We start from the raw sequence: 12,446 nt of genomic DNA on the forward strand, positions 1-12,446 counted from the left end.
GGAGCAATCTCCAGTTATCGATCTCGCACAAGGCCGATGGCTGGAGATTGCTTCGTCGCCGTCGGCTCCTCGCAATGACGGCCTTTTACGTTCCCGGCTGGATATAGGGCACGCGCGCGAACAATTCGCGCTCCCAGCGGCGCGGGTCGCTTTCGACGCGGCTGACCGTATCGAAGATCATCGTCGCTCGCCGGTCCAGCTCATAGGCGGGCCAGCCCGGATCGCCCGTATGCGCGAAACGGACAAAGGCGTCCATCATCCGGTCGCTCATCGCCCGCTGCGCGGGGCTCGCATCGGGGGTGGTCCCGAAAGCGAAACCGATATCGTCGGTGTGCTTCGCATCCTCGAAATCGAGCTGATAGACGAAAGCGGGCACGCCAGCCTGGGCCCGCGCCTCGGCCTCCTCGACCTGCCCGCGCCAGCTTCGCGCGGCGGTGACGATGCGGTGAAAGAGCTCGGGCGGCGGCGAATCGGGATAGCGCGCCCGAAATTGCTTCACCACCCAATCGGGATGAATGTCGATGCGCATCTCGGGCGCGATCCGCGCGGCGAGATTGGCATAGTCCAGCCCCGCGAGCTGCTTCCCGTCGGGGGCATAGAAGGCGCGCGTTTCCAGCACCGTATTGCCGAGCAGCATCGGGATGGCGCGCGACTGCGGCGCGGCGTCGGGCCAGAAGGGGTGGCGCATGAGGTGCTTCATATCGAGCACCGGGCCCATATAGACGCCCCCACCGAGCACCGGATCGGTGGCGTCGAGCGCGTCGACGAGCGCCTCGACGGGAGCCGTCGCGGGATCGACGCCCGCGCCCAGCCTTGCAAGGAAGGCCTCGGCGCGCTTCGCTGCGTTGAGCGGCCCCGACGCCGTCACCTGCTGCCCGCTCATCGTGATCGCCTTGTGGAACAGCCCTTCGGCGGCAGGCATCGCCATCAGGGTCGCGATTTTCGCGCCGCCGCCCGACTGACCGAACACGGTGACATTGGCCGGATCGCCGCCATAGGCCGCGATATTGCGCTGCACCCATTGGAGCGCGGCGATCAGGTCAAGCTGCCCGGCATTGCCGCTGTCGGGGAAACGGCCGGGCAAATAGAGATAACCCAGCGCGTTCAGCCGGTGGTTGACCGTGACGACGACGACATCGCCGCGCGCCGCGAGCGCCGCACCGTCGTTGATCGGATCGGTCACGCTGCCGGCCGAATAGGCGCCGCCGTGGAAATAGACCATGACGGGACGCCTGGCGCGTGCCTCGGTCGATGGCGTCCAGATGTTGAGGAAAAGACAGTCTTCCGACTGCGGCTGATACCGGCCCCCGCGCTGCGGGCAGGCGGGACCGAAGGCGCCGAGCGCCTTGCGGTTGTCGAGCAGCGCGACCGGCGCCGCAAAGCGTTCGGCGGTTGCGTAGCGAATGCCCTTGAACGCCGCGACCCGCGGCGCCGTGCGCGCGAACAGCGGCGGGGCAAACGCGGCCACGGCCCCCGCCGCGAGCAGCGCGCGGCGCGTCGGCCTAGCGCCGGACATCGAGCCCGCCGCCGTGAAAGGCGTCGATATCGCCCTGTCCGAAGCGGCTCGCATCGCCGGGAAGCGAATGTTTGAGGCAGGTGAGCGCAAGCCCGCTTTTCGCCATCGTCTCGGCATCGCCGCCCGCAAGATGCGCGTGGAGCACGCCCGCGGCAAAGGCGTCGCCCGCGCCGATGCGGTCGACGATGCCGGTGACATCGATCTCGCCCGTCTGGTGCGCGCTGTCCCTCAGGTCGACGCGTGCCGCGATGCGGTGATGGTCGGCGGTCACCGTATGACGCGCGGTCGAAGCGATGAGCCGCAGCGACGGGAAAGCGGCAAAGCCCGCCTCCGCCGCCTCGCGCCGCCGGTCCTCGCCGTCGCCGCTGAATTCCTGGCCCAGCACGAGCGACAGGTCGCGGTGGTTGCCGAACAATATGTCGGCGCTGCCGATGAGTTCGGACAGGATGGCGCGCGGGTCGCTGTCCCACGCCTCCCACAGCATCGCGCGGTAATTGCCGTCGAAGCTGACCGGCACGCCCAGACGCTTCGCCGCGCGTGCCGCCGCCAGCGCCGCATCGGCCGAGCGCGGCCCGAGCGCCGGGGTGATCCCCGACAGGTGCAGCAGCCCTGCGCCGGAGAGCAGTGTTTCCCAGTCATAATCCCCGGCCCCGCTCGCCGCGAAGCTCGACCCTGCGCGGTCATAGACGATTTCGGAGGAACGAAGGCCGGCGCCAACGCTGAGGAAATAGAGCCCCATGCGCCCCGGGCCAGTAGTGACGGCGGTGCAATCGACGCCTGCGCCGCGCACCGCCGCCGCTGCTCCGCGACCCAGAGCATTGGAAGGAACCTTGCCGACCATCGCGCAGTCATGGCCGAGATGCGCGAGGCCGATCGCGACATTTGCCTCGGCCCCGCCAACATGCAGGTCGAGCGCGGGCGACTGCATCAGCAATTCATTGCCGGGCGCGGTCAAGCGGATCAGCAATTCGCCGAAAAAGACCAGCCTGCCCATCCCAACTCCCGTTTGCCGACGCGGTCGGCCCTTTATTGTTCTGCTGTAGCGCCGAGCCGGTCGATGCTAGCGCGCGAGCCAACCGCCGTCGACCGCGAGGATATGGCCCTGCACATAATCGGACGCCTTCGACGCGAGGAAGACCGCCGCGCCGCCGATGTCGGCAGGGTCGCCCCAGCGCCCCGCCGGGATACGCTCCATGATCTGGCGGTTGCGCGTTTCGTCGGCTTGCAGCGCGGCAGTGTTGTTCGTCGCGATATAACCCGGCGCGATCGCGTTGACCTGAATGCCCTTCGCCGCCCATTCGTTGGCGAGCAGCTTGGTCAGGCCGCCGACGCCCGACTTCGACGCCGTATAGCTCGGCACGCGGATGCCGCCCTGAAAGGTTAGCATCGAGGCGATGTTGATGATCTTGCCGCTTCCCCGCGAAATCATGTGGCGCCCGACCGACTGGCAAAGGAAGAAAAGCGTCTTGAGATTGGTGTCCATCACCGCATCCCAATCTTCCTCGGTGAAATCGACCGCGTCGGCGCGGCGGATGATGCCGGCATTGTTGACGAGGATGTCGATGCGCCCGAATTCGGCGATTACCGCGTCGACGAGCGGCTGCACCGCCGCGACGCCCGACAAGTCGGCCTTGAAATTCTCCGCCTTGCGGCCGAGCGCGCGGACCTTGTCCACCGTCTCGGTCGCGGGCGAACGGCCCGCGGCGGCGACATCGGCCCCCGCCCCTGCAAGCGCGAGCGCGATGCCCTGACCGATGCCGGTGTTGGCGCCGGTGACGAGCGCGACGCGGCCCGTGAGATCGAAGGGAATCGTCATATCAGGCGAGCGCCGCCTCCGCCGACACGCTCTTCAGATAGTCGCTGATCGCTTCGTCCTGCGAATTGGCGTAGAAATAGTCGGCGAAGCGCTCGCCCGCGATCGCGGCGCGAAGCAGGTCCTGATCGACATTCTTGAGCACGGTCAGCATGTCGTTGCACGATGCGGCCTTCAGGTCCTTCAGGATGCCGCGGTTCTTGCGCATGATTTCAGCGCGCTCTTTCGGATAGCCAAGGCCCGATTCGCCGTCGAACAACTTGCGATAGCAATCCTGCAGGTTGAGCTCGGCGGCCCAGCCGAAACCCTTGGCATAGGGCATCGAAATCGCGTTGCCGTCGTTGATCTGGGCAAAGAGGAAGGCGTCGGTCGGATCGATCACGAGGCCGCAGAAGACGCCGGGCATCGAATTGCAGGCGAGCATCGATCCCATGCCGGTGCCGCAGCCGGTGACGACGAAGTCCGCCGCCTTCGAATTGAGCAGGATGCCTGTGAGCAGGCCGTTCATCACATAGGTCAGCGATGCGCTGTCCTCGGCCGAATACATGCCATAGTTGAACACTTCATGGCCCAGCGGTTCGGCGACCGCGGTCAGGGCTTCGTGGATGACGCTGTTCTTGGCGGCCTGGCTGTTCTCGGTGATCAGCGCAATTTTCATGATCCGGTTCCTTTGATGGGTTTTGCGGCAAATTAGTCATTTTGGTAACCGGTGTCAATGATCTTGGTCGCCCTGATGCGGCGCGCGGCCCCCGACACCGGTATCAAATATCGCCGGACAGGGAATGGTCGCGGTTGATTTCGCCGCGCCGAGCGCCCATCACAGGCGCAACAGGGGCTTGGACACAATAATCCTGGCCTCAAAAAGGGAAGATGCGTTTATGGCGGCACAGGGCAAGGGGCCGGGGGGCAAACAGCCGACAATCAACGATGTGGCGGCGCTCGCGGGAGTGTCGAAAAAGACTGTCAGCCGCGTCATCAACCGGTCCGAGTTTCTGACCGAAAAGACGCGCCGCGCGGTCGAGCAGGCGATCGAGCAATTGGGCTTCGTTCCCAATCCGCAGGCGCGCGCGCTCGCCTTTCGCCGCAACTTCCTGATCGCACTGCTCCACGACAATCCGAATGCGCAGACCGTGCTCAATTTTCAGCAGGGCGTGCTCGACGCGATCAAGGACAGCGATCTTGCGCTGCTCGTTCGCCCGGTCGATCGCGGGTCGGACAAGATGCTCGACGATGTCCGCGTCTTCCTCGAAAAGCAGCGGCCGATCGGCGCAATGCTGTTGCCGCCGATTTCGGAGAATGACGATCTCGCCGCGCTCTGCGAAAGTCTGGGCGTCCGCTATGTCCGCGTCGGTTCGGCGCTGCTCGACGATGCGCGCCATTGCGTGTCGTCGAACGACCGCGAAGTCGTGGCCGAAGCGGTGCGCGGGCTGATCGCGCGCGGACACCGCCGCATCGGTTTCGTGCGCGGTCCTGCGGGCTTCCGCTCGGCCGCCGAGCGCGAAAAGGGGTTCATGGAGGCGCTGGCCGAGGCGGGGCTCGAACTTCCCGACGCCTATCATGCGCGCGGCAATTATCGTTATGCCTCGGGGATCGAGGCGGGCGAAGCGCTGCTCGCACTCGCGTCGCCGCCGACCGCCATTTTCTGCTCGAACGACGAAATGGCCGCCGGGGTGATGGGCATCGCGCACGGCAAGGGCATTGCGGTGCCCGGCCAATTATCGATCATCGGTTTCGACGACAGCCCGACCGCGACGCATATCTGGCCCGCACTGACGACGGTGCGCTGGCCGATCCGCGAAATGGGATCGCGCGCGGCACGCACGCTGGTGCCCGATTTCCTCGGTTCCGGCGCAAAGGTCGCGAGTGACGAAAGCCCGGTGTTGCCGTCGATTCTCGTCGAACGCCAGTCGGTCGCGGCTGCTCCAGCCGACGCCTGAGGCAGCGGCCGGTAAAGCTGCGCCGCAGCATCTTCGTTTCTCCTGACTCCGCTTGACAAGCGGCGCCCTTGGCGCGCTAATAGAACATATCAGGAACAAATGATGCGCGAGTCGTCCCCTTCTCTCGCCGGGCTGCGGAAACGTGTCGCCCGGCTGGCCGCCAGCGGCGGTCCCGCGAGCCTCCCGGCCGAAGCCCGGCTGACGAGCGGCCATGCGGGATTCGACGCCGCGCTCGGGGGCGGGCTGGCAAAAGGCAAGACGCATGAATTTTTTGCCGCCGACGCGCTCGATGCGACGAGCGCCGCGGCCTTCGCCGCGCTGCTCGCGCTGCGAAGCGACGCGCACGCACCGCTCATCTGGCTGCGCACTGCCGACGCCGCGCGCCGCATCGGGCACATCTATGCGCCGGGGATCGCCGAGCTTGGCGGCAGCCCCGACCGGCTGCTGATCGTCGAGGTTCGCGATGCCAAGATGCTGCTCGCCTGCGCGAACGATGTCGCGCGCTGCACCGGATCGGCGGCGGTCATCGTCGAAAGCTGGGGGCGCTTCCCGCTGCTCGACCTGACCGCAGGACGGCGCCTCGCGCTCGGCGCACGCGATGCGGGTACCACTTTGTTGATGCTGCGCCTCAATGCCCTTCCCGCACCGAGCATCGCCGAAACGCGCTGGAGCGTCGCCGCCGCGCCATCGCGCGCGCTCGCGGCCGATGCCCCCGGCGCGCCCGCCTTCGACCTCGAACTCTTGCGCTGGCGCGCCGGCCCTGCGGGCGGACGCTGGCGACTGGACTGGAAACATGACGAACATGCCTTCGGGGAGCCGGCGCTATCTCGCGCTGTTCTTCCCCTACCTGCCCGCCGAGCGGCTCGTCCGCACGGCGCCGCAGCCGCCTGACGCTCCGCTCGTCTTTGTCGAGAAGATACGCGGCGCGCTGCGCATCGCGCACATCGACGCAGCCGCGCAGGCAGCCGGGCTGGCTGTCGGCATGCCGCTCGCCGACGCGCGCGCGCGCGTTCCCGAACTGCTCACCGTCGCCCACGACCCGATTGCCGATCATGCCTGGCTCGACCGGCTCGCATTAGGCTGCAACCGCTACACGCCGCTCGTCGCGCTCGATGCCCCCGACGGGCTGATCCTCGACATTGCAGGGGCTGAACATCTTTTCGGGGACGAAGCCGGTCTCGTCGCCGATGCCGAGATGCGGCTGGCGCGGCTCGGCATGAGCGTGCGCCACGCCTTCGGCCCGACCGCCGACGCGGCGCGCGCGCTCGCGCGCTACCAGACGCGCCCGGCGCCTGACGAAGCGGCGGCGGTTCGCCGCCTGCCCGTCGCCGCGCTCGAACTCGCCCCCGAAGCGACGACCGCGCTCGTCCGCGCGGGACTGAAAAGCATCGGCGACCTTGCCGGTCGCCCGATGGCGAATATCGCAGCGCGCTTCGGAGGCGATGCGACGATGGCGCTCCGGCGCATCCTCGGCGACGCGCCGAGCCCGCTCGATCCGCGCATCGCCTTACCCCCGACCGCGGTCGAGCGCCGCTTCGCCGAGCCGCTCGGCAGCACCGCGCATGCGACCAAGGTCCTCGCCGAGCTTGCGGCCGAAGCCATTGAAGAGCTCGGCGAGCGCGGGAAGGGCGGACGGCATTTCCGCGCGACCTTCTTTCGCAGCGACGGCCTTGCGCGCAGCATCGATGTCGAGACGGGCCATCCGACGCGCGACGCGGGGCTGGTGATGCGCCTCTTTGCCGAGCGGATGGACAGCCTGACCGACCCGCTCGATCCCGGCTTCGGTTTCGACATGATCCGCCTTGCCGTCCCGCGCCTCGACCCGCTCGGCGCGACGCAATTGAAGCTCGAGGGGGGCGAAGTGCGCAAGTCGATCGAGGACGGGGCGATGAACGAGCTGGTCGACCGGATGACGACGCGGCTGGGACGCAGGCGCGTGCAGCGACTGCGCGCCGAGGATACGCATATCCCCGAGCAGGCGCAGCTCGCGCTCCCCGCGATCACCGCGCCGCCACCGATGCCCTGGCCCGCGCCCCAGCCCGGCGAACCGCCGGCGCGCCCCTTCCACCTCTTTGACCCGCCGCAACCGATCGAGGTGATCGCCGAAGTCCCCGACGGCCCGCCGCACCGTTTCCGCTGGCGCCGTGCGATGCACGCGGTGCGCCGTTACGAAGGCCCCGAGCGCATCGCCGCCGAATGGTGGCGCCGCCGCGACAATGCGGGCCTGACGCGCGACTATTACCGCGTCGAGGACGCGCAGGGCCGCCGCTTCTGGCTCTTCCGTCACGGCCTTTATGACGAGAAGCCCGACCCGCGCTGGTATATCCACGGGCTGTTCGCATGAGCGGGGAAGACGCCCCCCTTTTTGCCGAGCTGGTCGCGGCGACCAACTACAGCTTTCTGCGCGGCGCCTCGCACCCTGCCGACATGGTGGCACAGGCGATGGCGCTCGGCATGGCAGGCATCGGCATCGCCGACCGCAACAGCGTCGCGGGGGTGGTGCGCGCCTTGATCGGGTTGCGTAAGTTGCGCGAGAAGGCCGCCGAAAGCGGGATCGAGCTACCGCCCTTCAAACTCGTCGTCGGCGCGCGGCTGGTGTTCGACGACGGCACCCCCGACATCATCGCCTATCCGGCGACGCGGCGCGGCTGGGGTCGGCTGACGCGCATGCTGACCCTCGGCAACCGCCGGACGACCAAGGGCAATTGCGTGATGAAGCTCAAGAATCTGCTCGTCCATTGCGAGGATTTGTTGCTCGTCGCGATGGCCGGCGCGGCGGACGAAGCGGTCCTGCACCGCCTCGCCGCCGCCGCGCCGGGGGCGCTTTGGCTTGGCGCAACGATGCCGCGAAGCGGAAGCGACCGCCGACGCCTCGCCGGGCTGCAAGCGCTGGCGGACCGGGTCGGCATTCCGCTGCTCGCGACCAACGATGCGCTCTATGCGACGCGCGCGCAGCGCCCGCTGCACGATGTCGTCACCTGCATCCGCGAAGGCACCAATCTGGGCGATGCAGGGCGTCTGCTCCGCGCCAATGGCGAGCGTCATTTGAAATCGCCGCAGGAAATGCGGCGCCTGTTCCGCGACCATCCCGAAGCGGTCGATGAAAGCCTGAAAATCCTCGACCGCATCTCCTTCGCGCTCACCGATCTTGCCTATGAATATCCGCACGAGCCGGTTCCCGCGGGCTGGGACCCGCAGGGCTGGCTCGAACATATGGTGATGGAGGCGGCAAAGAAGCTGCATCCGGACGGATTGCCGCAGCGCTGGCGCGAGGTGCTCGACGAGGAACTGACGCTCATCCGCAAATGCAATTTCGCCTGCTATTTCCTGACCGTCCACGACATCGTCAATTTCGCGCGAACGCAAGACCCGCCCATCCTCTGCCAGGGGCGCGGCTCGGCCGCCAATTCGCTCGTCTGCTACCTGCTCGAAATCACCTCGATCGACCCGGTCGCGAACAATCTGCTGTTCACGCGCTTCCTGTCCGAACAGCGGCGCGAGCCGCCCGATATCGACGTCGATTTCGAGCATGAGCGGCGCGAGGAGGTGATGCAATATATCTATCGCCGCTACACACGGCGGCGCGCGGGAATCGCCGCGACGGTGATCCATTACCGGCCGCGCAGCGCGGTGCGCGAGGTCGGCAAGGCGCTCGGCTTCAGCGAGGATGTGACCGCGCGACTCGCCGACACGAGCTGGGGAAGCTGGGGCAGCGAGATGCCGATCGAGCGTTTCGTCGAAGCGGGGCTGGACCCCGCGCAGCATGACATTGCGCGGCTGCAATGGATCGTCAGCCAATTGCTGACCTTCCCCCGCCACCTGTCGCAGCATGTCGGCGGCTACGTTCTGACCGAAGACCGGCTCGACGAGACGGTACCGATCCACAATGCCGCGATGGAAAACCGGACCTTCATCGAATGGAACAAGGACGATATCGACGCGCTGAAACTGATGAAGGTCGATGTCCTCGCGCTCGGAATGCTGACCTGCATCCGCAAATGTTTCGACCTGATGCGCCTGCACAATCTGGGCGATCACGATCTGAAATCGGTCCCGCCGGAAGATCCGGCCGTTTACGACATGCTGTGCGAAGGCGACAGCATCGGCGTGTTCCAGGTCGAAAGCCGCGCGCAGATCAACATGCTGCCGCGCCTCAGACCGCGCGAATTTTATGACCTTGTGATTCAGGTCGCGATCGTCCGTCCCGGGCCGATCGAAGGGGACATGGTTCATCCCTATCTCCGCCGCCGCAACAAGGAGGAAGAGGCTGAACTCCCCTTACGTTCGGGAGGCGGAGCCAATGAGCTGGAAGATATTCTCGGCAAGACATTCGGGGTGCCGCTGTTTCAGGAACAGGCGATGAAACTTGCCATTACGGCAGCGGGCTTTTCTCCCGATGAAGCGAATGGGCTTCGACGAGCGATGGCAACTTTTCGGAACGTCGGGACAATCCCCGAATATCAAGACAAGATGATCGAAGGGATGGTCGGGCGGGGCTATGAGCGCGCTTTCGCCGAACGTTGCTACAATCAAATCAAGGGGTTCGGCAGCTATGGTTTTCCCGAAAGCCATGCCCAGTCCTTTGCCAAGCTCGTCTATGTTTCCTCGTGGCTGAAATGCCATCACTCCGCGGTCTTCACCTGCGGCTTGCTCAATTCGCAGCCGATGGGCTTCTATGCCCCCGCCCAGCTTGTCCGCGACGTGCGCGAGCATGGCGTCGAGGTGCGCGCGGTCGATGTCAATTTCAGCATATGGGACAACAGCCTCGAGCGGCGCGAGGACGGTCGCCTCGCGCTGCGGCTCGGCTTTCGGCAGATCGACGGCTTTCGCGAGGCGTGGGCCGACGCGATCGTGCTTGCGCGCACGACAAACTTTGCCTCGGTCGAGGAACTTGCGCGGCGCGCCGACCTGCCGTCGCGTGCGCTGCGTCTGCTCGCCGATGCCGATGCGTGCCGGTCGATGGGGCTCGACCGCCGCCCCGCGCTCTGGGACGCGCGGCGCGTGCGGCAAGGCGTGCTGCCGCTGTTCGGTGCGGCGGGGGCGGACGAGCTGGGGGCCGAGGAGGATGCGGCGCTGCCGCCGACGCCAGCGGTCGAGCAGGTGCTCACCGACTATCAGACGACGCGGCTGTCGTTGAAGGGACATCCGATGACGTTTCTGCGGCGCGATTTCAAACGCGAAGGCGTGCTGAGCGCCGCCGAAGTCGCGGCAGCGAAAAACGGCTCGATCGTCCGCACCGCGGGCGTCGTGCTGATCCGCCAGCGGCCGGGCAAAGGCAATGCGATCTTCATCACGATCGAGGACGAGGGCGGGATCGTCAACATCCTCTTATGGGCGCGCCATTTCGAACGCTATCGCCGCGCCGTAATGGCGTCGCGGCTGATGCTCGCCGAGGGCGAGGTGCAGCGGAGCAAGGAGGGCGTCATCCACCTGATGGCGTCGCGGATCGTCGACCGTACCGCGATGCTCGACGCGCTCGGCAGCGACCGCCGCTTCGACCCCGACCTTTGCCGCGCCGACGAGGTCAAGCACCCGCAACCGCCGCGCGGACGTTCGGAAGGCGAATATGCGCAGCGCCACGGCCACCCCCGCAACGTCCGCATCCTGCCCAAGTCGCGGGATTTTCATTGAGGGTTTGTTTTCCGGCTTACGCAGGAGGCTGCTCCAGCCAGCCCCCCCGCAAAAAGAAGACGCCCCGGCTGCGGGGGCCGGGGCGTCGGATCAGGCTATTAAAGGGACCAACCAATATAGCCCCAATTTTATACCCTGCGCTTAGCGGAGCAGGTTCATCACGCCCTGCTGGCTCTGGTTCGCCTGGGCAAGCATCGCGGTCGAGGCCTGCGACAGGATGCCGGCCGCAGCAAGCTTCGTCGATTCAGCCGAGAAATCGGCGTCTTCGATGCGCGACTTCGATTCCGACAGATTGGTGACAGTCGACGTCAAATTGTCGACAGCCGCATCGAGACGGCTCTGCTGGGCACCGAGGTTGGCGCGCTGCGTCGCAACCGTCTGGATCGCCGTGTCGAGCGTGGCAAGCGCGCCCGAAGCGCCGCCGGCGGTCGAAATGTCGAGCGCGTTGACGCCGAGTGCCGTCGCCTGGAGGTCGGCGATGGCGATGTTCACGACCTGGCCCGAACCGGTTCCGGTCTGGATGTCGAAGCCCGCGGCAACGCTGCCGTTGAGCAGGACGTTGCCGTTGAACGTCGTGCGGGTCGCAATGTCGCCGATCTGGGCGATCAGCGCGGTAACTTCGGTCTGCATCGCAGCACGGTCGGTCGTGCCGTTCGTGCCGTTGGCCGACTGCACAGCCAGTTCACGCATACGGACGAGAATGTCCGAAATGCCGCTCATCGCGCCTTCGGCGGTCTGCGCAAGCGAGATGCCGTCGTTGGCGTTGCGGATGGCCTGGTTCAAGCCACGGACCGTTGCGTCCATGCGGGTGGCGATGGCGAGGCCGGCAGCGTCGTCCTTCGCGCTGTTGATGCGCTTGCCGCTCGACAGGCGTTCCATCGCCTGCGACTGCATTTGACTCGCCACGCGCGAGCTGTTCTGGGCGCGGAGCGCGCTCACATTGGTGTTGATGACAGTCATGTTGTTCCTTTCCGGCCCAGAGGCCATTCCCGTGATGTGATGGGCTCGGCGAGCTTCACGCAGCCAGTAACGGCGGGCGGCGACGCGGTTTAAGCACCGGGCGTCAAAAAAACGCCGAAAGCGCTCCACGCGCGCCATGTTACCGATATAAGTATATGTTTTTCCGATGTTTATAATGTTGGCATGACCTTTGCATTCCTGTTTGGCGTGCGGCGCATGGCCGCGCAAAGGACGGATGAAAGCCAATGAGCACGATCGATACGAGCCGACTGATGCAGATGCGCAGTTCGATCCTCAATCAGAACCAGGCGCTGCAACGCGCCGCGGGTCGCGGCGGCGTGGGCGGCGCAGAAGGCGCAGAAGGCACGGCCGATTTCGGAGCGGCGATTTCCTCCGCGCTCCAGCAGGTCAACGCCCAGCAGACCAAGGCAAGCGAGCTTAGCGAAGCCTATGAGCGCGGCGACACGCACGACATCGTCAGCGTGATGATCGAGCGCCAGAAAGCATCGCTCGGTTTCGAAACGACGCTGCAAGTCCGCAACAAGCTTTTGTCCGCCTATCGCGACATCATGAACATGCCGGTGTAATC

10 protein-coding genes are annotated in these 12,446 nt (G+C 66.2%); 5 read left to right on the forward strand and 5 right to left on the reverse strand.

The genetic code is table 11. The features are described 5' to 3' along the window. Nucleotides 1–85 precede the first annotated feature (85 nt). The 4 genes from H7692_RS08775 to H7692_RS08790 form a co-directional block, all read right to left on the reverse strand. On the reverse strand, nucleotides 86–1,516 hold the full coding sequence (locus H7692_RS08775) for a carboxylesterase/lipase family protein (protein ID WP_227340067.1): 1,431 nt from the start codon (nucleotides 1,514–1,516) through the stop codon (nucleotides 86–88). Further along, nucleotides 1,503–2,510, reverse strand: a complete 1,008-nt coding sequence (locus H7692_RS08780) for a sugar kinase (protein WP_227340068.1) — start codon at nucleotides 2,508–2,510, stop codon at nucleotides 1,503–1,505. The genes H7692_RS08775 and H7692_RS08780 overlap by 14 nt, the downstream gene beginning before the upstream one ends. A gap of 66 nt (nucleotides 2,511–2,576) precedes the next feature. After that, complete coding sequence (kduD, locus tag H7692_RS08785; protein ID WP_227340069.1) at nucleotides 2,577–3,332, reverse strand: 2-dehydro-3-deoxy-D-gluconate 5-dehydrogenase KduD; 756 nt, start codon at nucleotides 3,330–3,332, stop codon at nucleotides 2,577–2,579. Between the two features lies 1 nt (nucleotide 3,333). After that, entirely contained in the window at nucleotides 3,334–3,987 is a 654-nt protein-coding gene (locus H7692_RS08790; protein ID WP_222136515.1) for an RpiB/LacA/LacB family sugar-phosphate isomerase, read from the reverse strand. 220 nt (nucleotides 3,988–4,207) lie between these two features. On the opposite strand from H7692_RS08790, the gene H7692_RS08795 reads away from it, so the two are divergent. The 4 genes from H7692_RS08795 (at nucleotide 4,208) to H7692_RS08810 (ending at nucleotide 10,897) form a co-directional block, all read left to right on the forward strand. Next, entirely contained in the window at nucleotides 4,208–5,266 is a 1,059-nt protein-coding gene (locus H7692_RS08795; RefSeq protein ID WP_222136517.1) for a LacI family DNA-binding transcriptional regulator, read from the forward strand. A gap of 102 nt (nucleotides 5,267–5,368) precedes the next feature. Further along, nucleotides 5,369–6,157, forward strand: a complete 789-nt coding sequence (locus tag H7692_RS08800; RefSeq protein WP_222136519.1) for an ImuA family protein — start codon at nucleotides 5,369–5,371, stop codon at nucleotides 6,155–6,157. After that, nucleotides 6,060–7,610 (forward strand): Y-family DNA polymerase, encoded by a 1,551-nt coding sequence (locus H7692_RS08805; protein WP_222136521.1) that lies wholly within the window; start codon nucleotides 6,060–6,062, stop codon nucleotides 7,608–7,610. Before H7692_RS08800 ends, H7692_RS08805 begins: the two co-directional genes overlap by 98 nt. Then, nucleotides 7,607–10,897: an error-prone DNA polymerase gene (locus H7692_RS08810; RefSeq protein WP_227340070.1), complete on the forward strand. Its 3,291-nt coding sequence runs from the start codon at nucleotides 7,607–7,609 to the stop codon at nucleotides 10,895–10,897. Before H7692_RS08805 ends, H7692_RS08810 begins: the two co-directional genes overlap by 4 nt. Before the next feature lie 141 nt (nucleotides 10,898–11,038). Here the strand turns inward: H7692_RS08810 and H7692_RS08815 are convergent, their stop codons facing one another. Continuing rightward, the gene (locus H7692_RS08815) at nucleotides 11,039–11,857 is read right to left on the reverse strand and encodes a flagellin (RefSeq protein WP_201928632.1); all 819 of its coding nucleotides are present in this window, start codon (nucleotides 11,855–11,857) and stop codon (nucleotides 11,039–11,041) included. Nucleotides 11,858–12,102: 245 nt separating this feature from the next. Between H7692_RS08815 and fliE the strand changes: the two genes are divergently transcribed. Beyond that, a complete protein-coding gene (gene fliE, locus H7692_RS08820; RefSeq protein WP_201928631.1) occupies nucleotides 12,103–12,444 on the forward strand; it encodes a flagellar hook-basal body complex protein FliE in 342 nt (113 codons plus the stop codon). The last annotated feature ends 2 nt before the right edge of the window (nucleotides 12,445–12,446 follow it).

The sequence above is a fragment of the Sphingopyxis sp. P8 genome (assembly GCF_020622175.1).
Taxonomy (GTDB): domain Bacteria; phylum Pseudomonadota; class Alphaproteobacteria; order Sphingomonadales; family Sphingomonadaceae; genus Sphingopyxis; species Sphingopyxis jiangsuensis.